The organism is Aureimonas flava, assembly GCF_003583935.1.
GTDB lineage: Bacteria > Pseudomonadota > Alphaproteobacteria > Rhizobiales > Rhizobiaceae > Aureimonas > Aureimonas flava.
The window spans coordinates 130,610-156,532 of sequence record NZ_QYRN01000006.1 but is presented as its reverse complement, the minus strand read 5'-3'; the positions used below and the strand labels follow the sequence as shown (position 1 = coordinate 156,532).

The 25,923-nt window shown below is 70.9% G+C and carries 29 protein-coding genes; 6 read left to right on the top strand and 23 right to left on the bottom strand.

The features are described 5' to 3' along the window. Position 1: 1 nt before the first annotated feature. The 7 genes from D3218_RS12545 to ureC are packed head-to-tail and all read right to left on the bottom strand — an operon-like array spanning position 2 to position 5,660. Positions 2-1,339, bottom strand: coding sequence for an 8-oxoguanine deaminase (locus D3218_RS12545; protein ID WP_119540428.1), 1,338 nt, complete (start codon positions 1,337-1,339; stop codon positions 2-4). Positions 1,340-1,342: 3 nt separating this feature from the next. Beyond that, positions 1,343-2,002: an urease accessory protein UreG gene (gene ureG / locus D3218_RS12540; RefSeq protein WP_119540427.1), complete on the bottom strand. Its 660-nt coding sequence runs from the start codon at positions 2,000-2,002 to the stop codon at positions 1,343-1,345. Continuing rightward, positions 1,999-2,682 carry an urease accessory protein UreF gene (locus D3218_RS12535; RefSeq protein ID WP_119540426.1) on the bottom strand — a complete coding sequence of 228 codons (684 nt, stop codon included), beginning with the start codon at positions 2,680-2,682 and terminating at the stop codon, positions 1,999-2,001. The genes ureG and D3218_RS12535 overlap by 4 nt, the downstream gene beginning before the upstream one ends. Further along, positions 2,675-3,127 carry an urease accessory protein UreE gene (locus tag D3218_RS12530; RefSeq protein ID WP_245415033.1) on the bottom strand — a complete coding sequence of 151 codons (453 nt, stop codon included), beginning with the start codon at positions 3,125-3,127 and terminating at the stop codon, positions 2,675-2,677. The genes D3218_RS12535 and D3218_RS12530 overlap by 8 nt, the downstream gene beginning before the upstream one ends. Then, the gene (locus tag D3218_RS12525; protein ID WP_119540424.1) at positions 3,124-3,483 is read right to left on the bottom strand and encodes an MliC family protein; all 360 of its coding nucleotides are present in this window, start codon (positions 3,481-3,483) and stop codon (positions 3,124-3,126) included. Before D3218_RS12525 ends, D3218_RS12530 begins: the two co-directional genes overlap by 4 nt. Further along, complete coding sequence (locus D3218_RS12520) at positions 3,480-3,938, bottom strand: DUF29 domain-containing protein (RefSeq protein ID WP_119540423.1); 459 nt, start codon at positions 3,936-3,938, stop codon at positions 3,480-3,482. The genes D3218_RS12525 and D3218_RS12520 overlap by 4 nt, the downstream gene beginning before the upstream one ends. A gap of 9 nt (positions 3,939-3,947) precedes the next feature. Continuing rightward, positions 3,948-5,660, bottom strand: coding sequence for an urease subunit alpha (gene ureC / locus D3218_RS12515; RefSeq protein ID WP_119540422.1), 1,713 nt, complete (start codon positions 5,658-5,660; stop codon positions 3,948-3,950). 131 nt (positions 5,661-5,791) lie between these two features. Here ureC and D3218_RS12510 point away from each other — a divergent pair, with 131 nt between their 5' ends. Then, positions 5,792-6,220: a hypothetical protein gene (locus D3218_RS12510; RefSeq protein WP_119540421.1), complete on the top strand. Its 429-nt coding sequence runs from the start codon at positions 5,792-5,794 to the stop codon at positions 6,218-6,220. Between the two features lie 115 nt (positions 6,221-6,335). Next, entirely contained in the window at positions 6,336-6,821 is a 486-nt protein-coding gene (locus tag D3218_RS12505) for a hypothetical protein (protein ID WP_119540420.1), read from the top strand. A 20-nt stretch (positions 6,822-6,841) separates the two neighbouring features. Here D3218_RS12505 and D3218_RS12500 read toward each other — a convergent pair whose 3' ends face one another. Beyond that, positions 6,842-7,153 (bottom strand): urease subunit beta, encoded by a 312-nt coding sequence (locus D3218_RS12500; protein ID WP_119540419.1) that lies wholly within the window; start codon positions 7,151-7,153, stop codon positions 6,842-6,844. A 227-nt stretch (positions 7,154-7,380) separates the two neighbouring features. Here D3218_RS12500 and D3218_RS12495 point away from each other — a divergent pair, with 227 nt between their 5' ends. Further along, the gene (locus D3218_RS12495; protein WP_119540418.1) at positions 7,381-7,626 is read left to right on the top strand and encodes a hypothetical protein; all 246 of its coding nucleotides are present in this window, start codon (positions 7,381-7,383) and stop codon (positions 7,624-7,626) included. On the opposite strand, the gene D3218_RS12490 is transcribed toward D3218_RS12495, so the two are convergent. From D3218_RS12490 to pncB, 8 genes are all read right to left on the bottom strand, one after another. Beyond that, complete coding sequence (locus D3218_RS12490) at positions 7,601-7,903, bottom strand: urease subunit gamma (RefSeq protein WP_119540417.1); 303 nt, start codon at positions 7,901-7,903, stop codon at positions 7,601-7,603. The genes D3218_RS12495 and D3218_RS12490 overlap by 26 nt on opposite strands. Positions 7,904-7,931: 28 nt before the next feature. Next, on the bottom strand, positions 7,932-8,816 hold the full coding sequence (locus D3218_RS12485; protein WP_245415032.1) for an urease accessory protein UreD: 885 nt from the start codon (positions 8,814-8,816) through the stop codon (positions 7,932-7,934). Continuing rightward, positions 8,813-9,457 (bottom strand): amino acid kinase family protein, encoded by a 645-nt coding sequence (locus D3218_RS12480; RefSeq protein ID WP_119540416.1) that lies wholly within the window; start codon positions 9,455-9,457, stop codon positions 8,813-8,815. Before D3218_RS12480 ends, D3218_RS12485 begins: the two co-directional genes overlap by 4 nt. Positions 9,458-9,577: 120 nt before the next feature. Continuing rightward, positions 9,578-10,456 (bottom strand): dihydroneopterin aldolase, encoded by an 879-nt coding sequence (locus D3218_RS12475; RefSeq protein WP_119540415.1) that lies wholly within the window; start codon positions 10,454-10,456, stop codon positions 9,578-9,580. Next, the gene (locus D3218_RS12470; protein WP_119540414.1) at positions 10,457-10,705 is read right to left on the bottom strand and encodes an Lrp/AsnC ligand binding domain-containing protein; all 249 of its coding nucleotides are present in this window, start codon (positions 10,703-10,705) and stop codon (positions 10,457-10,459) included. A 72-nt stretch (positions 10,706-10,777) separates the two neighbouring features. Next, positions 10,778-11,614: an alpha/beta hydrolase gene (locus D3218_RS12465; RefSeq protein ID WP_119540413.1), complete on the bottom strand. Its 837-nt coding sequence runs from the start codon at positions 11,612-11,614 to the stop codon at positions 10,778-10,780. An 81-nt stretch (positions 11,615-11,695) separates the two neighbouring features. After that, complete coding sequence (locus D3218_RS12460; RefSeq protein WP_119540412.1) at positions 11,696-12,523, bottom strand: ferredoxin--NADP reductase; 828 nt, start codon at positions 12,521-12,523, stop codon at positions 11,696-11,698. Positions 12,524-12,653: 130 nt separating this feature from the next. Next, a complete protein-coding gene (gene pncB / locus D3218_RS12455) occupies positions 12,654-13,958 on the bottom strand; it encodes a nicotinate phosphoribosyltransferase (protein WP_119540411.1) in 1,305 nt (434 codons plus the stop codon). A 179-nt stretch (positions 13,959-14,137) separates the two neighbouring features. Between pncB and D3218_RS12450 the strand changes: the two genes are divergently transcribed. From D3218_RS12450 to ggt, 3 genes are all read left to right on the top strand, one after another. Further along, positions 14,138-15,544: a nucleobase:cation symporter-2 family protein gene (locus tag D3218_RS12450; RefSeq protein ID WP_119540410.1), complete on the top strand. Its 1,407-nt coding sequence runs from the start codon at positions 14,138-14,140 to the stop codon at positions 15,542-15,544. Between the two features lie 76 nt (positions 15,545-15,620). Beyond that, positions 15,621-16,625, top strand: coding sequence for a M23 family metallopeptidase (locus D3218_RS12445; RefSeq protein ID WP_119540409.1), 1,005 nt, complete (start codon positions 15,621-15,623; stop codon positions 16,623-16,625). Positions 16,626-16,723: 98 nt separating this feature from the next. Continuing rightward, the gene (ggt, locus tag D3218_RS12440; protein WP_119540408.1) at positions 16,724-18,469 is read left to right on the top strand and encodes a gamma-glutamyltransferase; all 1,746 of its coding nucleotides are present in this window, start codon (positions 16,724-16,726) and stop codon (positions 18,467-18,469) included. Between the two features lie 22 nt (positions 18,470-18,491). Here the strand turns inward: ggt and D3218_RS12435 are convergent, their stop codons facing one another. From D3218_RS12435 to D3218_RS12405, 7 genes are all read right to left on the bottom strand, one after another. Next, the gene (locus D3218_RS12435) at positions 18,492-19,157 is read right to left on the bottom strand and encodes a hypothetical protein (protein ID WP_119540407.1); all 666 of its coding nucleotides are present in this window, start codon (positions 19,155-19,157) and stop codon (positions 18,492-18,494) included. 470 nt (positions 19,158-19,627) lie between these two features. Continuing rightward, entirely contained in the window at positions 19,628-20,269 is a 642-nt protein-coding gene (gene dhaL, locus D3218_RS12430) for a dihydroxyacetone kinase subunit DhaL (protein WP_119540406.1), read from the bottom strand. A gap of 15 nt (positions 20,270-20,284) precedes the next feature. Further along, complete coding sequence (locus D3218_RS12425) at positions 20,285-21,283, bottom strand: dihydroxyacetone kinase subunit DhaK (protein ID WP_119540405.1); 999 nt, start codon at positions 21,281-21,283, stop codon at positions 20,285-20,287. 43 nt (positions 21,284-21,326) lie between these two features. After that, positions 21,327-22,094, bottom strand: a complete 768-nt coding sequence (locus D3218_RS12420) for a GolD/DthD family dehydrogenase (RefSeq protein WP_119540404.1) — start codon at positions 22,092-22,094, stop codon at positions 21,327-21,329. A gap of 74 nt (positions 22,095-22,168) precedes the next feature. Beyond that, the gene (locus D3218_RS12415) at positions 22,169-23,149 is read right to left on the bottom strand and encodes a substrate-binding domain-containing protein (RefSeq protein WP_119540403.1); all 981 of its coding nucleotides are present in this window, start codon (positions 23,147-23,149) and stop codon (positions 22,169-22,171) included. Between the two features lie 94 nt (positions 23,150-23,243). After that, a complete protein-coding gene (locus D3218_RS12410) occupies positions 23,244-24,248 on the bottom strand; it encodes an ABC transporter permease (RefSeq protein ID WP_119540402.1) in 1,005 nt (334 codons plus the stop codon). Positions 24,249-24,299: 51 nt separating this feature from the next. Beyond that, the gene (locus D3218_RS12405) at positions 24,300-25,781 is read right to left on the bottom strand and encodes a sugar ABC transporter ATP-binding protein (RefSeq protein WP_119540401.1); all 1,482 of its coding nucleotides are present in this window, start codon (positions 25,779-25,781) and stop codon (positions 24,300-24,302) included. Positions 25,782-25,923 lie beyond the last annotated feature (142 nt).

Here is a 25,923-nt window from a genome sequence, read left to right as displayed (position 1 = left end):
CTCAGGCGAAGCGGCGCGCGGCTTCGCCGTGCTCGCGGCGCAGCCGCGCGAGATCGAGGCCGACCGGCATCCCGTCCACGACGCGCCAGCGCCCTGCCACCATCACGCGGTCGGCCCGCGTGGCCCCGCACAGCACGAGCGCGGCGATCGGGTCGTGCGCCCCGGAGAAGCGAAGCTCGTCCAGCGTGAACAGGGCAAGGTCCGCCTGGGAGCCCACGGCGATCCGCCCGATGTCCGTGCGTCCGAGGCAGGCGGCCGAGCCCTCGCTCGCCCAGCGGATGGCGTCGCGCGCGGTGACGGCGGAGGCGGAGCCGCGCCGCAGGCGATTGACCATCAGCGCGTGGCGGACCGCCTCCATCATGTTGGAACTGTCGTTGGAGGCCGAGCCGTCGACCCCGAGGCCGACCGGGCTTCCGGCCGCCTCCAGCTCCGCCGTGGGACAGAAACCCGAGGCGAGCACCGCGTTGGAGGTCGGGCAATGGCAGACGCCGACGCGATGCCGGCCGAGCCGTCGGCATTCCTCCGTGGTGAGATGGATGCCGTGGGCGAGCCAGGTGCGAGGCCCGAGCCAGCCGACCTCCTCCAGGTAGTCCACCGGCCGGCAGCCGAAGCGTTCCTCGCAGAAGCGGTTCTCGTCCTCGGTCTCGCCGAGATGGGTGTGGAGCCGGCAGTCGAACCGCTCCGCAAGCCCGGCGCTCTTCTCCATCAGGCTCTTGGTCACGGAAAAGGGCGAACAGGGCGCCAGCGCCACCTGCACCATCGCGCCCTCGCCCGGCTCGTGGAGCGTCGTCAGCAGCCGTTCCGAATCGGCGAGAATCTCGTCCTCGTCCTGCACCACGGAATCGGGCGGCAGGCCACCGTCCTTCTGCGACAGGTTCATGGAGCCGCGCGTCAGCGTCACGCGGATGCCGAGGGCCCGCGCCTCCTCGGCCTCGACGTCGATCGCATCGCCGAGCCCCTGTGGGAAGAGGTAGTGGTGGTCGGCCGCCGTGGTGCAGCCGGACAGGAGCAGCTCGGTCAGCGCCAGGCGCACCGACAGGCGGAAGCTGTGCGGATCGAGCCTCGCCCAGATCGGATACAACGCCTGGAGCCAGGGAAACAGCTCCTTGTCCACCGCCGCGGGATGGGCGCGGGTCAGCGTCTGGTAGAAGTGGTGGTGCGTGTTGACGAGGCCCGGCAGCACCACGTGGGCGAAGGCGTCGAAGGTCTCGTCCACGGGCGCGGCGGGCGCGCCGCCCGACGCCACCAGCTCCGCGATCCGGCCGTCCTCCACCACGAGCCCGCCCTCGGCGCCCGGCGCGTGGACGGCGAGCGGCGATTTCAGGAACAGGCGCGCCATCGCTCAGGCCGCCACGTGGCGCGCCGGGAGGCCGCCGGTGGCCGCCAGGAAATCGAGGATGTCGTCGAGGCCGACGCGCCGCGACAGGTCCGCGAACACGGTGGGCAGCCCCTTGCGGCCGCGCTCGGCATCCGCCGCCATGCGCGCGAGATCGGCCCCGACATGGGGCGCGAGGTCGGTCTTGTTCACCACCAGGAGGTCCGAACGCGTGATCGCCGGGCCGCCCTTGCGCGGAATGTCGTCGCCCTGGCACACGGAGATGACGTAGATCGACAGGTCCACGAGGTCGGGCGAGAAGGTCGCGGCGAGGTTGTCGCCCCCCGATTCCACCAGCACGAGATCGAGGTCGGGGTGGCGCGCGCGCAGGTCCGCGATGGCGCGAAGGTTCAACGAGGCGTCCTCGCGGATCGCCGTGTGCGGGCAGCCGCCGGTCTCGACGCCGACGATCCGGTCGGCCGGCAGCGCCTGCCGGCGCACCAGCGCCTCGGCGTCCTCCACCGTGTAGATGTCGTTGGTGACCACGCCGATCGACCAGCGTTCGCGCGCCGCCAAGCAGATCTTCTCGCAGAGCGTCGTCTTGCCCGAGCCCACCGGGCCGCCGATCCCCACCCGCAAGGGCCCGTTGCGGCGAAGCGAGGTCACGGCCGTCTCGATCGTGGTCATGTGCGAAATAGCCTCGTTTCCAGGGTTTCGTGTCGCATCGCCTGAATGTCCGACAGGATCGCCGCCGAGCCGAGGTCGTCCGGCGTCGAGGCGCCGGCGCATCGGGCCACCCGCTCCAGCACGGGCTCGAACGCATGCAGGATCGCCACCGCCTCGCGCTGGCCGAGCGGCACGAGGCGCACGCAGACGCTGAGGAGATTGGCGGCGAACGCGTGGGCGAAGGCCGCGCAGGCGGCTTCGAGCGGCACGCGCTGTTGCGCGGCAAGGGCGCCGACCCCCACCGGATAGGGCATCGCCGCCCCCCGTCCCGAGCCCCAGGGCGCGGCCGCCGCAGCGAAGGCCGCCCCGAGGTCCGCGGTTTCGCGGCGGCGCTCGGCCGAGCCGGACAAGGCGGCCGCAAGGTCCGCGAGCTCGGTGAGGTCCTCGTCCCGCCCCGCCGCCGCCGCGCGGTGGGCCGCCGCGAGAAGCACCAGGTCGTTCCAGCCGCTGCCGTATTCCAGCAGCGTCGCGATCCAGTCGTGACAGCCGGGCGAATCGCGCAGGAGCCCGCCCGCGATCGCCGCCTCCAGCCCGTGCGAATAGCCGAAGGCGCCAACGGGGAAGGCCGGCGACAGCCAGGTCTGAAGCTTCACCAGCGCCGCGAGATCGCAGGTCCCCGCCGGCGGCGGACCGTCAGTCATGCGCGTGGTGATGGCCGCCCGCATAGGCGCCCCCCACGGGGTCGAACGCCGCCTCGACCTCGTGGACATCGGCGCCCAGCCCGCGCAGCATGTCGGCGATCACGTGGTCGCGGCGCAGGAGGATGCGCCCGTCGCGGATCTGGCAGGGCAGATGCCGATTGCCGATCTGCCAGGCGATCTGGAGAAGGTGGTCGGCGTCGCGTCCCCGGACGCTGAGCAGCGGTTCGGGCTTCGCCCGCACCTCGACCAGGCGCCCGTCCGACAGGACGATCGCGTCGCCCTCCACCAGGAGACGCGCCTCGGGCAGATCGAGCAGGAAGGCGATGCCGCCGTCCGACACCATGGCCATCCGGCGCCGATGGCGCTGCGCCTCGTCCAGCGTGATCGTGTCGTCGGCCGGAGCGTCCCAACGGCCCCGCTCGCGGATCTGTCCTGCCTCGATCAACCGCGCGGCCCTTTCCTGGATTGTTGGCATTCGGCGACCGGCGCATCGCCCTTGGTGACGTCGAGGAGGCTGGCTTCGGTCCCCTTGGACCACCAGACCTGCGCGCCGGCCGCGTATTTCGCCCCCGATGCGGAGATGACGCCGACGAAGAGGCGCCGGCTGGGCCCCGCCTCGACCAGCGCGAGGTCGTTGTCGGGAAGGTTCACGTATTCCACCTCGCGGCGCACGCCGTCGGAGCACTCGTAGGCGAAGCGCATGCGCTCGGGCGCGCCGGGCAGGTCGAGCGTCAGCGGGTCGGCCTTGGCGCCGGCAACCAGCGCGGTCAGCGCCGCGGGCAGGATCAGGGCAGTCTTCATTCGCCGTCAGGGTAGAAATCGGGAAGGAGGATGTCTTCCAGCCGAAAGGGGCAGGATTGCGGGAAGGCGTCTCCGGGAAGATCGGCCCCGGACGCAGCGAGGGTCCCGGCGCGCGCGAATTCTTCCGCCAACACCTCGTCGGGATAGATTTTCAGGCTCGGGCTCCCGGTCATTCGCCGATGCAGCCGACGGCGCTGCTCGGCGATCGCGCCCTTCCGACCGCCGGACCTGAGGGACGGCTGGCAGGTCCCTTTCGGGAAATGCGGAAGCGGGACGTTCCTCCGGCTTTCGATCTCGCCGCGCCGGAGGGCGCCGAGGCTCTCGAGTTCCTCGGCCGTGTCGCGCCGGTCGATCGAAGCGTACGTCCGCGCGCGCGGCTTCGCCGCCTGGTTCTGCGTCCAGACGTTGGCGTCGCGTTCGTGAAGCGGGGCGTCGGCGACGTGCGGCTTGGCCATGCAGCGACCCTAGAACAGGAAGTACCGCTGCGCCATCGGAAGGACCTTGGCGGGCTCGCAGGTGAGAAGCTCGCCGTCGGCGCGCACCTCGTAGGTTTCCGGATTCACCTCGATGTGCGGCGTCCGGTCGTTGAGGATCATGGAGGCCTTGGAGATGCCCGACCGGGTGTTCTCCACCGCCAGGAACGTCTTCTCGCAGCCGAGCTTCTCGCGCAGCCCGTCGGCCATCGCCGCGCCCGACACGAAGGTCACGCCGCTGGCGCCCACGGCCTTGCCGAAGGCACCGAACATTGGCCGGTAGTGCATCGGCTGCGGCGTCGGGATCGAGGCGTTGGGATCGCCCATCGGGGCGGCCGCGATCGTGCCGCCGAGCAGCACCATGGCCGGCTTCACGCCGAAGAAGGCCGGATCCCAGAGAACGAGATCGGCGCGCTTGCCGACCTCCACCGAGCCGATCTCCCGCGACAGGCCATGCGCGATGGCCGGGTTGATCGTGTATTTCGCCACGTAGCGTCGGGCGCGCAGGTTGTCGTTGTCGCCGGTTTCGCCCGGCAACGCGCCGCGCTGCCGCTTCATCTTGTCGGCGGTCTGCCAGGTGCGGATCACCACCTCGCCGACCCGGCCCATCGCCTGGCTGTCGGAGGCGATGATGGAGAAGGCGCCGATGTCGTGGAGGATGTCCTCCGCAGCGATCGTCTCCTTGCGGATGCGCGATTCGGCGAAGGCGATGTCCTCGGGGATCGAGGCGTCGAGATGGTGGCACACCATGAGCATGTCGAGATGCTCCTCCAGCGTGTTCACCGTGTAGGGCCGGGTCGGGTTGGTGGACCCCGGCAGGACGTTGGGCAGGCCGCAGACGCGGATGATGTCGGGCGCGTGGCCGCCGCCCGCGCCCTCGGTGTGGAAGGCGTGGATGGTGCGCCCCCGGAAGGCGTCCACCGTGTTCTCCACGAAGCCGGATTCGTTCAGCGTGTCGGTGTGGATCATCACCTGCACGTCGTGGTCGTCGGCCACCGAGAGGCAGCAGTCGATGGCGGCGGGCGTGGTGCCCCAGTCCTCGTGCAGCTTGAGCGCGGCGGCACCCGCCTTGACCATCTCCACCAGCGCCTGCGGCTGGGAGGCGTTGCCCTTGCCCGACAGCGCGAAGTTCATCGGAAAGGCGTCGAGCGACTGGATCATGCGGGCCAGGTGCCAGGGGCCGGGCGTGCAGGTGGTGGCGAGCGTGCCGTGGGCGGGGCCGGTGCCGCCGCCGATCATGGTGGTGACGCCGGAATACAGCGCCTCGTCGATCTGCTGCGGGCAGATGAAGTGGATGTGGCTGTCGATGCCGCCGGCGGTGAGGATCTTGCCCTCGCCGGCGATCGCCTCCGTGCCCGGGCCGACCACGATGGTGACGTCCGGCTGCGTGTCCGGGTTGCCCGCCTTGCCGATCGCCGCGATGCGCCCGCCCCGCAGGCCGACGTCGGCCTTGTAGATCCCCGAATGGTCGAGGATCAGCGCGTTGGTGATCACCGTGTCGACCGCCCCTTCGGCGCGCGAGCGCTGCGACTGGCCCAAGCCGTCGCGGATCACCTTGCCGCCCCCGAACTTGACCTCCTCGCCGTAGGTGGTCAGATCCCGTTCCACCTCGATCAGGAGATCGGTGTCGGCCAGCCGCACGCGGTCCCCGGTGGTCGGCCCGTACATGGCGGCGTAGGCGGGACGAGAGATCGAAGTGGACACGGCTCCTCCGGCGACTTGCGGTTGCGCCGCACAAGACTAGGCCGCGCGCGCCGGCTTGTCTGCCTCCCGCCGCGGGGTCACCGAGCTTTTTTGCGCGCCGCGCGTTGCCCTTCGGAAACCGGGAGAACACGATGCCATTCCGTCCGCACGCCGCCGCCGTCGCCCTGGCGGCCTCGCTCGCCGCCGAGGCCGGCGCCCAGCCCTTCGATCCGGGGCCGCCGGGCATCTCGGTCGGCCAGTCCATGTCGGGGGCGCCGATCGCCGGCTATCGGCCGCCGTCGCCCCCGCTCGCGATCCCCAACGCTCCGGTGTTCGGCGACACGGTTCAGGAGCGGGCCTACGGGCGCGACTACGACGATTCGTACCTGCACCCGCGCATCGTGCGCCCGGATGCCGACGGCACGTCGTCCCGGCTCCGCGCCGCCGAAGGGCGCTCCACCATCGAGCCGGACACGGCCGGGGACTTCGCCCGCTCGGACGGATCGGTGATCAACCGGAGCGGCGTGACGCGGCCGATCTCGCCACCGCGCCGGGCCCGGATCGTGCGGGAGGCGCGCTGATGCAACTTAAGCCTCCGCTCAGACATTTGCCCCTATAGCGGACGGGATGTCTGCTCCCGTTTCACGGCTGCGCGCGCCCGACCCGGCGCGGTCGCTCAACCGAAAGGCCCGCCCCATGCGCCGCGCTCCGCTGTTCCTCCTTGGCCTCGCCGCCCTTCTGGGCCCGTCCCTCGCGGTGCCCGCCGGGGCGCAGTCGCTCGGCGGCGCATCGAACTCGGTCGGCTCGTCGGGCAGTTCCAGCACAAGCAGCAGCTCCACCAGCACGCCGAGCCTCGGCGGGGCGAGCAACGCGATCGATTCCTCGGGCGGCGTCGGCTCCAGCGCCACCAGCACGCAGCAGCGCGCCACGGCGGGCTCGGGCACGCTCAACTCGATCAACGCCGACGCGGCCGCACGCACCGGCGACGTCGGCTCGGCCACCACGATCGGAAACGCCGGCACGACCGGCGACACGGTGGGTGGAACCACCTACGGGCAGTCGGGTGCGGGATCGGCCGCGCTCTACAACATCCCCCGCGCGCGCGTGAACGTCGATCTCGGCGCCATCCGGGCCGCCTTGCGCATGGGCCCCAACGCGACCCCCGACGCTCGCGGATACTGACGGCGCAAGCGGGCGGGACCTTAGCCCTCCAGCGGCCCCGAAACCCGCGCGTTGAACCCATGAACGCGCCGGTCGCCCGCGAAGGCGATCAGCCGCACGTCGCGGGACTGGCCGGGCTCGAAGCGCACGGCGGTGCCGGCGGCGATGTCGAGCCGCATGCCGCGCGCGGCGGCACGGTCGAAGTCGAGCGCCGGGTTGGTCTCGGCGAAATGGTAATGCGAGCCGACCTGGATCGGCCGATCGCCCGTGTTGGCGACGCGCAGGCTGAGGGCGTCGCGCCCCTCGTTCAGGACGATCTCGCCCTCGCGCGTCAGGATCTCGCCTGGAATCATCGGTACCGGCCCGTCTGGATGCTTCGCCTCGGCCCGGGATCATGGAGCCGCGACACGGCCCTGTCAAAGTCGGTGCCTCGCTCGCAACGGGCGCGCAACACCGAGCACCGGCGACGACACCGGATCGAAACCCGCGCCTGCTAGTTTCCGGTCCCAGACAAGCTGGTCATCGGCGGCGGGCAAGCGCCGACCGACAACAGAACCGGCGGCACAGGGACCGACGAACGATGAGACCCAAGCTGACGGGAGCGGCCATCCTGGCCGTGGCGCTGCTGGCGACGGCGGGCACGGCGATACCGGCCGGCGCGCCGGAACCCTTCCAGGTGCGCACCGTGACCATGAACGGCACCAGCGGGCCGGCCTACTACTCGCACATGTCGCGCAGCTACCGGTTCGTGGTCGGCGCGCCCGCCGGCGAGATCGTCGCCATGGCGCCGGCGGATCCGCTCAGCGAATCGGCTCGTGCACGGTGACGAGCTTGGTGCCATCGGGAAAGGTCGCCTCGACCTGGATGTCGTGGATCATCTCGGCGATGCCCTCCATCACCTGATCGCGGGTCACGACATGGGCGCCGGCCTCTATGAGGTCGGCCACCGAGCGCCCGTCCCGCGCGCCCTCCACCACGAAATCGGTGATCAGGGCGATCGCTTCCGGGTGGTTGAGCTTGACGCCCCGGTCCAGGCGCTTGCGCGCGACCGTCGCCGCCATGGCCACCAGGAGCTTGTCCTTCTCGCGCGGGGTCAGGTTCATGAGGATCGGTTCCGATTGGGGACTGCGGTCAGACGGACCATACAAGCGGCAGTGGGGATTGCGCCAGCAGCGCGACGGCCGGCCAGAGACGTTTTCTGAGCGCGTAGCCGTCGGCCGCCACGAGGCGCGCGACCACGAGCCCGTCCACGAGGCTGGCCCCCTCCCCCTCCCGCAGCTCCCCGCGCAGTCGCCGCAGCATGGCGCCGGGTTCCGGTCCCTGCCAGACCAGGGTCGAGAAGGCGCGCGCGCCGCCGAGCGTGCAGCCCCGCGCGGTCAGGGCGCCGATCGCGCCGCCGAGCCTCAGGTTCTCCGCCAGGACGAGCCGGCCGTCCCGGCGGATCCGCCACCGGTCGACGATCTCGCCTTCCGTCACGGTCTCGCCCATCGCCGCGCGCCCGAGGATCACGCTTTCCAGAAGCAGGAAGCGGCTATCGGCCGCCGCGTCGAGCGTCAGCCGGCGCGCGAGGCGCCCGCCGTCGAAGAGGATGGTTTCCTGCGGCAGGTAGGACAGCGTGCCCCCCTGCCCCAGCCGCATCGTCAGTTCGACCTCCGCCGCGCCGCCGCTCGACCGGTAGATCCGCTCGCAGGCCTGGGTGGTCACCGTCAGCGCCGCGCCGGCCTCCAGCTCGAAGCCGAGCGCCAGCCGGTCGCCGCCGGTGAGGCCACCGGCGGTGTTGATGACCACGGCCTGGCACTCGTCGGACGGCAGGCGCGGAAAGCGCAGCTTCAGGCATCCGGCCTGATGGAGGCGACGGATGCCGCTGCGGGCCCGCTGGCCGCGTCGCGACGCCCCGACGAGGGCGCTCGCCTCGCCTCGGGCACGCTGGAGCGGCGGCGTCGCGGCGCTCGACGCGCCCGTGGGACGCGCGGTCTCGATGACGGCGTCGCCCGCGCCGTGGCTGGACGGCGTCACTGGGCGGCTTCGACGAATCCGGCCTGTTTCTCGTGCGCCACCTCGCGCCCCGGCACCGTGCCTTCGGCAAGCCGGCGGCCGGCCACGGCGAGGTCGGACGGCCCGGCCACGAAAACGCGCGTCGCGGGATGCAGGAGGCCGACGAAGCCGGGGTCCACGACGCCCGCGGCGGACACCGCCTCGATGGTGGAGCCCGTCGGCAGGTCGATCTGCTTGATGAGGCAGAGCGAGGCGGCCTCGATCCGCCCGGCGAGCCAGGCCGCGAGACTGTCGGACGTGGTGCTCCAGGTGTGTTCGATCTCGTCGGCGCGGAACACCAGCTTGGCCGGCATCCAGACCGGGATCATCCCGTCGGCGTGCGCGGCGGCGATGGCCTCGATCGTCGCGGCGGGACGAAGCCGCGTTCCCAGGCTCGTCAGCGCGTGGCCGAACTGCTCCATGCCGAGGAGCGCCATGCGGTGCGCGGCGTCGTCGTCGTAGCCGATGCGCGTCTGGTACTGGCGCACGAGCTTGGCGAAGGGACCGCCGCCCGGCACCACCACGAGGCGACGCGTCGACTTCTCGATCGCCTCGACCCACTTGCGCAGGTCCGTGGAGGCGATCGAGCTGCCGCCGAACTTGACGACCAGGACGTCCTTCATTTCCGGCGACTCCCAACTCTGCATTTCGGCACGCTTCGGACCAGGGTCCGTTGCGCCCCATTTTGAACAAGTTTTCTCCCGCTTGCAAAGTTCCCCGTCACACGCGCGTGAAAACCGCGATCAGGCCGAGTGCACCGCACCCTTGGCGCGTCGGATCTCGATGCCCACCGCTTCCGGGCCGAGATCGAGCTTCTCCACGCGGACCATCACCTCGACCAGACGCGGGTCGGCCAGGAGTTCGCCCGCCAGTTCCTCGGCCAGCGTCTCCACCAGGTCGGTGTGCCCGCGCTCGCAGAGGCGGCGCGCGGCATCCATCACGATGTCGTAGGAATAGACCTCGCCGATCGCGCGCGGGACCCCGGCGCTCGGACGCCGGACCGCCGCCTCCACGCTGAACCGGAGGCGCTGGGCACGGTCGCGCTCGAAGCCGTAGGCGCCGACGCGGGCCGAGAGCACGAGGTTGGTCATGCGGATCAGGTCGGTCGGGGCGCCCGGCGACGGCTCGGGCGGCGGCTCGAGCATCCGGCGCGCCTCGGCGAGCGCCTCGGCGTCGAACCCTTCCACCACCAGCGCGTCGGGGTTCAGTGCGGTGAGGCGCGGCAGGTCCGGCAGCTCCAGCGCCCCGCCGAACCAGCACTCGACGCCGGCCGCGTGGCAGGCCGCGACCTGGTTGGCGAGAACCTCCAGCGACAGGGCCCGCAGCAGCGGCCGGCCCGGATCGAGAAGGAGGATGGCGACGCCCTCGCGCCGGAAGTCGGCCGGGTCGGCGGGCGCCTCCACGCTGCGGACGCGGCGCGGCTCGGCCGGCAGCGCCTCGTCGGCCGCCACCGCGAACAGCGTCTGCTCGCCCGTCTCGCGCAGGCGGTCCGGCACGCCCAGGGCGGGTCGGTCACGCCGGGCCGGGGCGAGCACGTAGTCCGCGCCTCCTTCGAGGGCGCGGCGGGCCTCGTCCGGCGAGGACACGAGGGCCGCCAGGCGGCACGAGGCGCGAGCGCTCATTCAGCCGCGCCCGAAGGCCTTGAAGGCTACCGTGGTGAACGTGTCGGACACGCCGTCCAGCACCTGGAGCCGCTCGGTGACGAAGTGGCCGATGTCGCGGCCGGCGTCCAGGTAGAACTTGGCGATGAGGTCGTACTGGCCGGAGGTGGAGAACACCTCCGAGATTTCCTCCACCGTCTCCACAAGGGCGCAGGCGACGGCGTAGGCCTTGCCGGGCCGACACTTGAACTGGACGAAGATGGCTTGCATGGGGACCTCCGGCTCGTGCCTATCAGAGCGACGCGCCGCGCGTCAAAGCGCGACGCGCCGGACGCGAGTTCGTCAGGCGCTCACCAGGCGCGCCAGGCGCCCCGAGGCGTCCGCGAGGCTGGCGACCACGTCGAAATGGTGCGTCCCCGCGATCTCGCTCGCGGCGATGCGGGCGCCGAGCCCCGCCCAGGCGGAAGCCAGCGCATGGGTCTGGCGCCGCAGCTCGGGCAGTTCGTCCGCCCCCACCACGGCCTCGATACGGCAGTCGTGGACGGGCTCCAGCAGCGCCGGGCTTTCCGCCTGCGCCTCGCGCGCGTCGATGCGCAGGATGTCGTTCATGCGGGTGCGGCGGATCGGCCGCAGGTCCGACAGACCGCTGACGGGTACCACGAGGTCGATGCGCGACATCGCCGACGCCGGCAACGGAGAATCGCTCGCGATCATGCGCGCCACAAGATGGCCGCCGGCCGAATGTCCGACGAGGCGGATCGGCCCGTCCACCGCCTGGCTCGCGTGGAGGACGGCGCGCGCCACGTCCTCGGCGATCTCGGCAAGGCGCGCGGCGGGCGCCAGCCGGTAGCTCGGCACCGCCACGGCATAACCGTTGTCGCGCGCGCCGCGCGCCAGGTGCGACCAGACGGACTTGTCAAGCGCCTTCCAGTAGCCGCCGTGCACGAAGACCACGAGCCCCTGTGGCCGGTCCCGGTCGGGCCGGAAGAGGTCGAGCCTGTGCCGCGCGTCGGTTCCGTAGACGATGTCGAGCTCGGCCCGGCCCCGCGCCCCGGCCGCCTCGCGGAACGCGGCGGCCTGCGCCCCGAACTCGCCGATGAAGGCCGAGGACCCGGCGACCGCGGCCGAATTGTCGTAGGCGGCGTCGAAATCGGCGACCGGCGTCCAGAATGTCGTCATCGGGCACTCCGATCCTCGGGCGGGCTGGGCACCCGTTCTAGCGGAGACGGGCGCCGGCCAGAAGGCCCGGCGCCCCCGCCGTCAATCGACGAAGGCGCGTTCCACCACGTAGGTGCCCGGATTCGCGTTGGAGCCCTCGGCGAGGCCGAAGCGCTCGCACATGGCGGCCGTGTCCTTGAGCATGGCCATCGAGCCGCAGATCATGGCGCGGTCCTCGGCCGGGTCGATCGGCGGCACGCCGAGATCGGTGAACAGCTTGCCCGTCTCCATCAGCGTGGTGATGCGCTCGCCCTTGTGCTCGCCCTCGCGGGTGGCCGAGCCATGGTACAGGAGCTTGCCGCCGGAAATCTCCGAGAGAATCTCGTCCGTGCGCAGCGCCTCGACCAGTTCCTCGCCGTAGTGCAGTTCGGCCAGCGTGCGCGTGGTGTGGGTGAGGATGACCTGGTCGAACTTCTCGTAGGTCTCCGGGTCGCGGATCGTGCCCGCGAAGGGGGCGATGCCGGTGCCGGTCGAGAACAGGTAGAGCCGCTTGCCGGGCAGAAGCGCGTCGAGCACCAGCGTGCCGGTCGGCTTCTTGCGCATCAGCACCGTGTCGCCCGGCCGGATCTTCTGGAGGTGCTCGGTCAGCGGACCGTCGGGCACCTTGATCGAGAAGAACTCGAGCTCCTCGTCCCAGGACGGGCTGGCGATCGAATAGGCGCGGAACACCGGCTTCTCGGCGTTGGGCAGGCCGATCATCGCGAACTCGCCGGTGCGGAAGCGGAAGCTCGCCGGGCGCGTCATGCGGAACTTGAACAGGCTGTCCGTGTAGTGCTTCACCTCCGTCACCGTCTCGGCGAAGACGTTGGCGGGGATCGGAAAGCTCGGCGCGCCGGAAGCCGGGGCCGCGGTCTCGGCGGTGGCAGTCATGATCGGACCTTCGGGCAAGAGGACGAAATTCGCTCGGGAGATAGAGCCTGACGCGGCGCAGCAAAAGCCCCGCGATGGTGGTCGGCCCCGGTTTGCACGACGGGCGCCCCCGGTTGAAGGGACGAATTTCTCAAACCGTGACTTCGCGCGGAATTTTCGCCGCCGTGCCGAACACCCGGCGGTAGCGCTCGATGTCCTCCGGCCTGCCGGTGGCCTTGGCCGGATTGTCCGACAGCTTCACCGCCGGGCGCCCGTTCGCCTCCATCACCTTGCAGACCAGCGAGATCGGATGGAGGCCGAGGTTCTCCTCCGGCGCCACGCCCCGGAAGTCGTTGGTGAGGTTCGTGCCCCAGCCGAAGCTCATGCGCACGCGCCCGTCGAAATGGCGGTAGGTCTCCTCGATAGTGCCGATGTCCATGCCGTCCGAGAAGACCAGCAGCTTGTCGCGCGGGTCGATGCCCTTGGAGCGCCACCAGTCCATGATCGCCTCGCCGCCCTCGATCGGCGGGGCCGAATCGGGGCGGAAGCCCGTCCAGTCGCCCACCCAGTCGGGCGCGCGCTCCAGGAAGGAGGCCGTGCCGAAGGCGTCGGGCAGCACCACCAGGAGGTTGCCGCCGTACCAGCTCTGCCATTCCTTCAGCACGCGGTAGGGCGCCTCGCGCAGGTCCGCCTCCGTCTCGGCGAGGGCGGCGGCCACCATGGGCAGCTCGTGCGCGTTGGTGCCGATCGCCTCGAGGTCGGCCTCCATCGCCAGAAGCACGTTGGATGAGCCGATGAAGCGGCTGCCCAGCTTCTCCTTCAGCGCCTCCACGCACCAGCGCTGCCACAGGAAGGAGTGGCGGCGGCGCGTGCCGAAGTCGGAGATGCGGATCGCCGGCAGCTTGTCCAGCCGCTCCACCTTCTCCCACATCTTGGCCTTGGCGCGGGCATAGAGGACGTCGAGCTCGAAGCGGCGATAGCTCTTCATGGCCGAGCGCGAGCGCAGCTCGTTGATGATGGCGAGCGCCGGGATCTCCCACATCATCGTGTCGGTCCAGCGACCGCGGAACATCAGCTCGTACTGCCCGTCGCGCTTGGCCAGCTCGTAGGGCGGGAGCTGGAAGTCCTTCAGCCACTCCAGGAAGGCGGGGCGGAAGATCTGCCGTTCGCCGTAGAACGTGTTGCCCGCCAGCCAGATCATCTCGCGCTTCGAGAAGCGGATCGAGCGCGCGTGGTCGAGCTGGGCGCGCAGCTCCCCCTCGTCGACCTCGTCGGCGACGCGCACCGTCCGGGTGCGGTTGATGAGGCGGAAGGTGACGTCCGTCTCGCCGTGCAGGCCCCAGATCATCTGGAGCATCAGGAGCTTGTAGAAGTCCGTGTCGAGCAGCGAGCGGACGATGGGATCGAGCTTGAACGTGTGGTTCCAGACCCGGGTGGCGATGTCGATGGCGACCATGATTCGTCTGGCGTCCGCTGGCGGTCGTGTGGCGACCGACCCTTAACCGAACGGCGGTCCGCAACACAAATTCTCGCTATCCCTCTCGGCGATGCCGCGAACTTCGGCATGCCCTGTTTTTCATCGCCACGACTCGTGCTCTAGTCTCCGGAACGGCACGAGGGGAAGGGGCGACGGCAATGGACGGGACAGGAGCGGCAGTCCATCCGGTGGACCGGCGACCGGAGGCGCGCCGCCTGTGGCCGCTGGCCGCGCAGCACGTGCTGGTGATGTATGCGGGCGCGGTCGCCGTGCCGCTGATCGTCGGCCGCGCGCTGCAGCTCTCGCCCGAGGACGTCGCCTTCCTGATCTCGGCCGACCTCTTCGCCTGCGGGATCGCGACGCTGATCCAGAGCCTCGGCATGCCGGGCGCCGGCATCCGCCTGCCGGTGATGATGGGCGTCACCTTCGCTTCCGTCGGGCCGATGCTGGCGATGGGCGCCGCGCCCGAGGTCGGGCTTCTCGGCATCTACGGCTCGGTGATCGCCGCCGGCGTCTTCGGCATCCTCGCCGCGCCGCTGATCGGGCGGGTCCTGCCGCTGTTCCCACCGGTGGTCACCGGCACGATCATCCTGGTGATCGGCATCTCGCTGATGCGCGTCGGCATCAACTGGGCGGGCGGCGGCCAGCCCTTCCTGACCCAGGTGATCGAGGGGCAGCGCGTGCAGGTGCCCAATCCCGACTACGGGGCGCCCGGCGGCCTCGCGCTGTCGGTCTTCGTGCTGGCCGTGATCCTGGCGCTCCTGCGCTGGGGGCGCGGCTTCGTCGCCAACGTCGCGGTGCTCCTCGGCATCGTCGCCGGCGCCGCCGTGGCGACACTGACCGGGCGCATGCGCTTCGACAAGGTGGCGGAGGCCGAGTGGTTCGGCCTGATCCTACCCTTCCATTTCGGCATGCCGCAGTTCCACCTCGTCCCGATCCTGACCATGTGCCTGGTGATGATCGTCGTGATGATCGAATCGCTCGGCATGTTCCTGGCGCTCGGCGAGATGACCGGCCGCGCGCCGGACCGCCGCGCGATCGTGCGCGGGCTGCGGGCGGACGGCGTCGGCACGCTGATCGGGGGCGTCTTCAACACCTTCCCCTATACGTCCTTCTCGCAGAACGTCGGGCTGGTGGGCGTGACCGGCGTCAAGTCGCGCCATGTCACGGCGGCGGGCGGGCTTATTCTCCTGGTGCTCGGCCTGACGCCGAAGATGGCGGCCGTGGTGGAGGCGGTGCCGACCGTGGTGCTGGGCGGCGCGGGCATCGTGATGTTCGGCATGGTGGCGGCCACCGGCATCCGCATCCTGTCCGGCGTGGACTTCCACGCCCGGCGGCAGAACCTCTTCGTGATCGCCGTCTCGGTCGGCATCGGGATGATTCCGCTCGTGGCGCCGGGGTTCTTCCACCACATGCCGCGCGCGCTCCAGCCGCTTCTGGAATCGGGCATCCTCCTGGCCGCGATCGCGGCGGTTCTCCTGAACCTCCTGTTCAACCGCGTTTTCACGCAGGCCGAGGCGCGCGCCCATTCGGCGGGCACGGCGGGGGCCGCCGAGCACGTCTGACCCTTCGTCATCGCCTCGCCCGATTTGCGGCCGACCCCCTCTCCTCGCCGCGCAACGGAAGGGGAGCGACGCACGCATGAGGTTCGACGCCATCACCGCCGCCCTGGCGCTCACGCTCCTCGGAGCGGGGGCTCCACCGGCGCGAGCCGAGTTCCGCCTCGGCCTGCCCGTGACCTGCACGATCGGAACGGACTGCTTCGTCCAGCAATGGCCGGACATGGACGCCGGTCCCGGCGCAAGCGACCCGTTCTGCGGCATGGCCGCCTATGACGGGCACGACGGCCTCGACATCCGCCTGCGCTCCATGGCCGACGTCGCGCGCGGCGTCGCCGTCGTGGCGCCGGCGGCCGGCACGGTGAAGGGCGTGCGCGACGCCATGCCCGACCGCCTGATCGGCCCGACCCAGGCAGGGCGCGACAGCGTGAAGGGCGTCGAGTGCGGCAACGGCGTGGTGATCGACCACGGCGACGGCTGGGAAACCCAGGTCTGCCACCTCCGGCGCGGCAGCGTGGGCGTGAAGACGGGCGACAGGGTGGAGACCGGCGCCCGGCTCGGCGAGATCGGCGCGTCGGGCGCCGCCGAGTTTCCGCACGTGCACCTGTCGGTGCGCCGCAACGGCGAGAAGATCGATCCGGCCACGGGCCACGCGGTGGGATCGGGCTGCTCCACCGGACCCGCCTTCGCGGGCACGCTGTTCCAGCCCGAAGCCGTGGCCGCCCTGGAGAAAGGGCCGACCGGCGTCCTCGGCCTCGGCCTCGCCGGCGCCCCGGTGGACTACGGCCGGCTCGTGGTGGACGGCGCGCCGCCGGCTCCGCCGGCGGGCGGGGACGCCGCCATCGTCTGGGCCTGGGTCACCAACCTCCGGAAGGGCGACGCGCTCGCCTTTCGCATGGTGGCGCCCGACGGCACGCCCTTCTTCGAGGGATCGAGCGCGCCGCTGGAGCGCAACCAGGCCGTCTACTCCGCCTTCGCGGGACGCAAGCGACCGCTCCTGCCCGGCCGCTGGACCGTGTCGGTCGAGGTGATCCGCAACGGCGAGGCCATCGCCTCGCAGCGGCGCGAGGTCGAGGTCGCCGGCTGAACGTACAGGTGGCGGCCGGCCGTTGCGTCGCTTTCGCTTCGACACGGCTCCCGTCCTGTTGCATCCTCGGCGTGGGCCAACCACCGGAGGGACCGCCGATGTCCGCGCAACGCTTTTCGAGGGCCGGCCGCGCCGGCGTCCTGACGCTCTGCGTCCTGCAGACGGCGGCCGCGCTCGCGGCCTCTCCAGCGCCCGTGGCGGGCGAGAACGGCATGGTCGTCACCGCCCAGCGGCTGGCCAGCGAGGTCGGCGTCGAGGTGCTGAAGGGCGGCGGCAACGCCGTGGATGCGGCGGTGGCGGTGGGCTACGCGCTGGCCGTCACCTATCCGACCGCCGGCAATCTCGGCGGCGGCGGCTTCATGACCATCCGCCTGCGGGACGGACGATCCACCTTCATCGACTTCCGCGAGCGCGCGCCGGGCCGGGCGACCCGCGACATGTATCTCGACGCGAACGGCGATCCGGTGGAGGGCCTGTCCACGGACGGCTATCTCGCGGTCGGCGTGCCGGGCTCGGTGGCCGGCTTCGAGCACGCGCGCGAGCACTACGGCACGCGCGAGCGCGCGGCGCTGATCGCACCGGCGATCCGGCTCGCCTCCGAGGGCTTCGCGCTCACGCAGGGCGACGTCGCGAGCTTCGCGGACGCCAACGCCGACCTCGCCGAGGACCCGGCGGCCGCCGCGATCTTCCTGAAACCCGGCGGCGTCCCGTTCCGGGCGGGCGAGCGGCTGGTGCAGGCGGACCTTGCCGGGGTGCTGCGCGCCGTGTCCGAGCGCGGACCGGACGGCTTCTACCGGGGTCTGGCCGCGCAGGCGATCGTCGAGGCGAGCCGCGCCAACGGCGGCATCCTCGAGGCGTCGGACTTCGAGGGCTACAAGGTGCGCGAGCTGGAGCCGATCCGCTGCGACTACAAGGGCTACGAGATCGTGTCGTCGCCGCCGCCGAGTTCGGGCGGGGTGATCATCTGCGAGATCCTGAACATCCTGAAGGCCTATCCGATCGCCTATACCGGCTTCGGGTCCGCCGCCACGGTGCACCTGATGGCCGAGGCCATGCGCCACGCCTATGTCGACCGCAACTCGGCGCTGGGCGACCCGGACTTCGTGGACAATCCGGTCGAGATGCTCCTGTCGGAGGAGCACGCCGCCGAGATCCGCGCCCGGATCGACCCGAACCGCGCCGGCGTCTCGGCCGACCTCAAGCCCGCCGGCATGGGGGAAAGCCACGAGACGACGCACTATTCGATCGTGGACCGGGACGGCAACGCGGTGGCCGTGACCTACACGCTGAACGGCTCCTTCGGGGCGCGCGTGGTGGCGCCGGGCACGGGCGTCCTTCTCAACAACGAAATGGACGACTTCACCCAGAAGCCGGGCGTGCCGAACCTCTACGGGCTGGTGCAGGGCGCGGCCAACGCCATCGAGCCGGGCAAGTCGCCTCTGTCCTCCATGAGCCCGACCGTCGTGTCGCGCGACGGCGAGCCGCTGATGGTGATCGGCAGCCCCGGCGGCTCGCGCATCATCACCATCACGCTGGAGGCCATCCTCAACGTCGTGGAGCACGGGATGGACATCCAGGAGGCGATCGACGCGCCGCGCATCCACCATCAGTGGCAGCCCGACCGCATCACGATCGAGCCGCACGCCCTGTCGCCCGACACGATCGCCCTTCTGGCAGCCAAGGGGCACAAGGTCGCCGAGGATCCCGACTGGCCCGTCTGGGGCCAGGCCGCCGGCATCCTGATCGGCGGTCCGAGCCTTGCGGAGCGCGACCCCGACCGGCCGGAACGCTTCTTCGGGGCGATCGACAGCCGCGCCGGCGCGGGCGCGGCGATCGGCTACTGAGCCCGGCCGGGCCGCCGGGCGCTCAGGCGCCTCGCGAAGGACATCCGAGCGGCGCGGCGCCGCCGGCCACCGGTCCCTGCGCCGCCCCGTCCTCGGCGCGCGCGCGCGCCAGCACCCAACCGGCCGCCACCGCCAGGACGGTGTAGCCGAGAAGCTCCGCCGTCTCCTCCAGGAAGGTGCTGAGATGGGCGACGCCGCCGAGGCTCGGCACGCCGTCGAAGACGGCGCCCGTTCCCACGAGGAGTGCCGCCAGCGCGAAGGGCCAGCCGCGCAGGCTGAGGCCATAGGACAGGATGGCCGGCCAGAAGCGGAACCGAAGGGCCGCATAGGGCAGGACCAGGACCGCCAGCACCAGCGTCTCGTGCCAGCGGAACATGCCGGAAGCGAGATAGCGGGTGATCGGGCCCGTCACCGGCAACTCGAGCTCGCGCAGGAGGAAAACCGCATAGAGCAGCGTCGCCAGGAAGGCGGCCAAGCGCTCCGGCCCCCGCAGTCCGAGCGCGGCGGCACCCGAGAACACGACGGCCGCCATCAGCATCGCCTCCTGCGTCCATTCCAGCGGGCCGTTCTCGCCGGAAGCGAGGTCGAGGCCGAGAAACGGCACGGTCGCGAGCGCACAAGCGAGCACGAAAAGGAGGAGCCCCGCCAGCAGCCCGGCGAAGCTCTTGGGAAAGTCCAGATGGTTCATGTCACCCCCGCATCGTGGGCGCCACGCTAGGGGCACGGCGGTCGAATGTCATCCCGTATGACAGATCGATGAATAGCCGCCCATGCGCCTTCCCGGCCGATGCCGCCGAACGCGGTCGTCGCAGACCTCTACCGCAATGCAGCCATGCGTTTTTTGCACTACAGCAATCGGGCGGACGGGTCTATGTTTCAACCATCGGAGCACCGGACGAAGCGTCTACGAGACGCCGGCCAGCCACTCCAGAGTTTCGCGGCGGCCAACCTCCTCCCAACGGCCGCAGCGGATCGAAGTCCGCGATCCTCCTCCCACGCGGACTTTACCCATGACGCCCTGCCGGTCCTCCCCCGGCAGGGCGTTTTTTTTGGCCTGTTCGTGCTCGGGCGATCGGCGGCGGAAACCCCAACGACGAAAACGGGGAGGCGACCGGACCGGCCCCTCCCCCTCACTTATCAGCCGCTTCGTCGCGCGGGTCAGCTCAGGCGCGCCTTCGCCCCTTCCGCGAGCGTGTCGAGGATCATCGCGCAGGAGGTGGCGCCGGCGTCCAGCACGCCGCGCGAGCGCTCGCCGAGCCGGCTGGCGCGGCCGATCCTCGCCACGAGGTCGATCGTGGAATCGCGCCCCCGTTCGGCGGCAGCGCGCAGCGCGTCCAGCGCCTCGGCGAAGGATCGCCCGTCCGCGGTCGCGGCGTCGAAGGCCTCCACGGCCGGCACGAACGTGTCGAGCAGCGTCTTGTCGCCCACCTCGGCCGAGCCGATCGAGCGGACCCCGTCGAGCCCCTTGCGGAGCATGGCCGAGAACAGGGCAGCGTCGATCCGCTCCTGCCCCTCGATGCCTTCGGCGAACTCGGTGAAGGTCATGCCGTAGAGCGGCCCCATGGAGCCGCCGATCTCGCCCATCAGCACCTCGCCGAGCAGCGCCAGCGCCTCGGCGAGCGAGGCGTCGCGACCGGCCAGGCGCTCGGCCGCCATGCCGAACCCCTTGGCCATGTTCACGCCGTGGTCGCCGTCGCCGATCCGCCCGTCGATCTCGGACAGATAGGCCTTGTTCTCGATGATCCGGGCGGCCATCGCCTCGACGATGGCGCCGCCGCCGGCATTGGGAAAGCTCTGCATGCTCGGGTGCTCCTCTCAGGCCCGGAAACCGGGCGCGCGCGCCTCGGCGTCCAGAAGACGCTTGAGCTCGTCGTCCAGCGCCAGGATCGTCAGCGTCGCACCCACCATCTCCAGCGAGGTGAAGTAGTTGCCGACATAGGTCCGGTACACGGACAGGCCGCGGTCCTCGATCTCCGACGCGATCATGTCGTTGAGGATGTAGAGCTCGTTGAGCGGCGTCGCGCCGAGGCCGGAAACCAGGACGGCGACCTCGGTGCCGGCGGCCAGCGCGTGGTCGTCCAGCACGATCCGCGCCATCTCGCGCGCCACCTCGGCGGCCGGCTTCAGCGGCTCGACGCGGATGCCGGGCTCCCCATGGTGGCCGATGCCGACCTCCATCGTGCCCGGCTCAATCTGGAAGTTCGGATGGCCGACGGCGGGCAGCGTGCAGGGGCCGAGGCCGACGCCGATCGAGCGGCAGTTGTCAATGGCCTTCTGCGCGGTGGCGCGCACGTCCTCGAGGCTCGCGCCTTCGGCCGCCCTGGCGCCGCCGATCTTCCACATGAAGATCTCGCCCGCCACGCCGCGGCGCTTGGCCCGCTCCTCGGCCGGCGCCGAGCACACGTCGTCGTTGGCAACCACCACGGCGACCTCGATCCCGTCCTTGGCGGCCAGCTTCTGCGCCATCTTCACGTTCATGTTGTCGCCGGCGTAGTTGCCGTAGAGACAGACGACGCCGGCCCCGCCGCTCGCCTCCCGGATCGCGTCGTGAAAGCTCTTGGCCGTTGGCGAGGAGAACAGCTCGCCCACGGCGACCGCGTCCACCAGCCCCGCCCCGGCATAGCCGATGAAGGCCGGCTCGTGGCCCGACCCGCCGCCGGTGACGACGCCCACGCGCCCGCTTCTCGGCGCGCCGGCCGCCACCACCACGCGCCGGTTCGTCTCCGACAGGCGCACGAGGTCGCGATGGGCCTTCACGAAGCCGCGGACGGTGTCGTCCACCACCTGGTCGGGGTCGTTGATGAAGCGCTGCATGGGCGTGGTCCGTTCTGAAGGGGAAGCGGGAAGGTGGGGAACGTCAGAGGATCGTGTAGCCGCCGTCGACCACGAGGTCCGCGCCGTTGACCATGGCCGCCGCGCCCGAGGCGAGGAACACGGCCGCCGCCGCGATCTCGTCCGGATAGGCGAAGCGACCGGTCGGGATGCGGCGCTTGGCAGCCTCGCCCTTCTCGCCGGCCCAGGCGGCCTTGCCGAGCTCGGTGAGAACGACCGTGGGCGAGATCGTGTTGGCGGTGATGCCGTGGCGGCCCCATTCGGCGGCAAGCGTCTTGGTGAGGCCGATGACGCCGAACTTCGAGGCGCAATAGGCGACGTGCTCCTCGATCGCGACCGTGCCGGCCTGCGAGGCGAGGTTGACGATGCGCCCGCCGCGCCCGGCCGCGATCATGCGCCGCCCGGCGGCCTGCGACACCAGGAACGTGCCCTTGAGGTTGATCGCGATGGTGCGGTCCCACTGGTCGAGCGTCAGGCTCTCGGCCGGCGCGAGCGCCACGATGCCGGCGCTGTTGACCACGATGTCGATCGCGCCGAAGGCCGCCTCCGCGGCGCCCACGGCCTCCTCCACCGAGGCGGGGTCGGCCACGTTGCAGAGAAAGGCCCGGGCGTCGGGCAGTTCGGCGGCGGTCGCCTCGGCGGCCGGCAGGTTGTTGTCGAGAAGCGCGAGGCGCGCGCCCTTGGCGGCGAGAGCGCGTGCGATGGCCTGGCCGATGCCGGAGCCGCCGCCCGTGACGAGCGCGACCTTGGCCGCCAGCGAGAAGTCGAGATCGATGGAAGGGGCGTCGCTCACCGGACGGGCTCCTGGAACGGGGGAAGGGAATGGGGGGGCGGCGGCAGGCGATGCGGCCGCCGCCCCCGTCGCGACTACTGGCGCGACTTCAGGAGCTCGTCGGCGTTGTCCGTGGTCACCGGCGTCCAGGGCACGAGATAGGTCTTGGCCTTGCCGTCTTCCCAGCCCATCGACGGATACTGCTGCCAGATCGGCGACTGCGGCTCGTAGTCGGCCTTGACCGCCTTGATGGCGATGTCGAGCGCCCCTTGGGCCTGCGCGTTGGCATCCTGGAGGATCGAGGCCATCTCGCCGGCCTTCACGGCGTTGATCGCGTCGGTCACGCCGTCGATGCCGGCGATGGCGAAGTCGCCGACATCGAGGCCGGCGGCCTTGATCGCCTCGATCGCGCCGAGCGCCATCTCGTCGTTCTGGCCGATCACGCCGTTGATCTGGCCCGGATGCGAGGTCAGCCAGTTCTCCATGAGGGTCTGCGCCTCGGCGCGCGACCAGTTGCCGGTCTGCTGCTCCAGCACCTTGACGTCGGGGCAGGCGGCGAGCGCCTTCTCGTTGCCCTCGAGGCGCTGGATCTGGCCGCTCTGGCCGATCGGGCCCTCGATGATCACGAGGTTGCCCTTGCAGCCCATCTTGTCGAGCACAGCCTTGGCCTCCAGCTCGCCCGCCTCGACGTCGTTGGAGCCGACGTAGGAGGTCAGGAGATCGGAGTTGACGCGGGCGTTGGAGCCGACCACCGGGATGCCGGCGTCGACCGCGGCCTGCACGGGCGCCGCGCCCGCCTCGATGTCCATCGGCACGAAGATGATCGCGTCGTACTGCTGCGTGATCATCGTGTTGAACTGCTCCTGCTGGACCAGCGCGTCGTAGCGGCCGTCGAACACGGTCACCTCGACCTCGCCGTTCTGCACGGCCGGGTGCTTCTGCAGCGCCGCGGTCCAGATCTGCATGAATTCGGCGTTGAGGCCGTAGACGGTCGCGCCGATCTTCAGCTTCTCCTGCGCCATCGCGGGCGCGGAAAGGGCCGTGGCGAGCCCGAGGGCGAGCAATAGGGTCTTCATCGAAGTCTCCTCCCGTTTGGAACCTGTCGGAGCGCGCCGGAATGGCGTCGCCCCGTTCGGCCCGGCGCGAGCGGCCGGGCGGAATTGGCGGCGGTCAGCCGGCGTGGCTGCGCTTCTGGTCCAGCATCACCGCGCCCACGATCAGGGCGCCCTTGAGGATCTGCTGGTAGTAGGACTGGATGCCCATGAGATCGAGGCCGTTGTTCATCACGCCGATGATCAGCGCGCCGATCAGCGTTCCGGTGACGCGGCCGACGCCCCCGGAGAGCGACGTGCCGCCGATCACCACGGCGGCGATCGCGTCGAGCTCGTAGGCGACGCCCGCCTGGGGCAGCGCCGAGCCGGTGCGCGCCGACAGGATCATGCCGGCGAGGCCCGCGAGCGCGCCCGAGATGACGTAGACCAGGAAGCGGATGCGGGCGACGTTGATGCCGGACGTCTTGGCGGCGTGCGGGTTGCCGCCCACGGCGTAGATGTAGCGGCCGAAGCGGGTGGACGAGAGCAGCCACCAGGACACGGCGAAGACCGCGGCCAGGATCACCACCGGCAGGGGCACGCCCAGGATGTTGCCGGTGCCGATCCAGCGGAACTCCGGGATCAGGCCGGGCACCGGGCGGCCGCCGCCGTAGATCAGCGTCATGCCGCGCGCGGCCGAGAGCATGCCGAGGGTCGCCACGAAGGCCGGCACGTTGAACCGCGAGACGATGAACCCGACGATGGCGCCGCTCGCCACGCCCACCGCGATGCCGACCGCGAGCGCCAGCACCATCGGATAGGGGCCGCCCGCCACGCTGGCATTGGCGGTCGTGGTGACGAAGCTCGCGCTGACGATGCCCGCCAGCGCCACCACCGAGCCGACCGACAGGTCGATGCCGCGCGTCAGGATGACGAAGGTCATGCCGATGGCGAGGATGCCGTTGATCGAGGTCTGGAGCAGGACGTTGGAGATGTTGCCGGCCGTCAGGAAGTAGGGGCTGGAGACGGCCAGCACCCCGACCAGGATCAGGAAGGCAATGAAGATGCCGTATTCCTGGATCAGGAGGCGCCGGCGTTCGGCGCCCGCGCTCGGATCGGCGGCTTTTGCGTTGATGTCGGTCACGGGAACGGCTCCCTCAGTGGACTGCGCGGGCTCGGACCCCGGCGGACGGGTTCAGGTGGAAAGGTGGACGAGCGACTGCGCGCTGGCCTCGCCGCGCGCCAGGATGCCGGCCGAGCGCCCGCCCCGCATCACCATGACGCGGTCGGAAAGTCCCAGCACCTCGTCGATCTCGGAGGAGATCATCGCCACCGTTCCGCCGGCGGCGGCGAACTCGCAGATGATGCGGTAGATCTCGCGCTTGGCGCCGACGTCGACGCCGCGGGTGGGCTCGTCCAGGAGCAGGACGCGCGGCTTGCGCAGGAACCACTTGCCGAGCACCACCTTCTGCTGGTTGCCGCCCGAAAGGCCCGACACCGGCATCGTGTCGCGCGCCGCCTTGATGGCGAAGCGGTCGATCATGGCGCGGCTGGCCGTGGCCTCCTCGCGCCGGCGCATGGCGAAGGCGGGGCTCATCTCGGGCAGGCTGGCGAGGGCGATGTTGCCGCGCACCGAATCGTGGAGGTTGAGCCCGGTCTGCTTGCGGTCCTCGGTGACGAAGGCGATCCCTTCGGCCATCGCGTCGGCCGGCCGGCGGACGTCGACCGGCTGCCCGTCCAGCGCGATGCGCCCCCGCGCCTTGGGGTCGAGGCCGAACAGGGCGTCGAAGATCTCCGTGCGGCCGGAGCCCATCAGTCCGTAGATGCCGAAGATCTCGCCCTTGCGCACGTCGAACGAGATGTCGGCGATGCGGCCGGGGCTGGCGAGCCCCGCCACCGAGAGGCCGACCGTCTCCGAAGGCGTGTTGGTCTTGATGTATTCCTCGCCGAGCTCGCGCCCGACGATCATGCGGATCAGCCCCGGTCGGTCGGTCTCGGCCAGCCGGCCGCTCGACACGTAGGCCCCGTCGCGGAACACGGTGTAGCTGTCGGCGATCTGGAAGATCTCGGACAGGCGGTGCGAGACGTAGACGATGCCGCGCCCCTGCGCCTTGAGCCGCTCGATGGCCGCGAACAGGTGCTGCGCCTCGCGCTCGCCGATGGCCGAGGTCGGCTCGTCCATGAAGATGACCTCGGCGTCGTGGCTGAGCGCCTTGGCGATCTCGACGAGCTGCATCTGGGCCACCGACAGCGTCGCCATGGCCTGCCGCGCGTCGATCGCGAAGCCCAGCCCGTCCAGGAGCGACTGCGCCTCGCGGTTCATGCTGCGGAAGTCGATGCCGCCGAAGCGGCCCGAAGGCTCGCGCCCGAGATAGATGTTCTCGGCCACGCTCATGTGCGGGACCGGGCTCAGCTCCTGCTCGATGATGGCGATGCCCTGCCTCAGGGCGTCCGCGGGGCTGGAGAACTCCACCGGCCGGCCGTTCCGCCAGATCGTGCCGCCGTCGCGCTTCTGAATGCCCATGACGATGGTGAGGAAGGTGGACTTGCCCGCGCCGTTGCCGCCGCACAGGGCGTGCACCGAACCGGCCTCCAGCTCGAAGCGGCCGTCGCGCAGCGCGGCGACGCCGCCGAAGGACTTGCGCAGCCCTTCCACCTTGAGAAGCGGAACCGTCATCCATCGTCCTCCCGGAGCCCCCTCGCAGGGCTCCACCGCCGATTCCCCCGATCGGCAGCTCCTTTTCGACAATGTTCAATTCAGCGACGACAAATGTCAATCCGGTTGTCGCGGGGGAACGATGCCTCGCTTGCCGAATCGC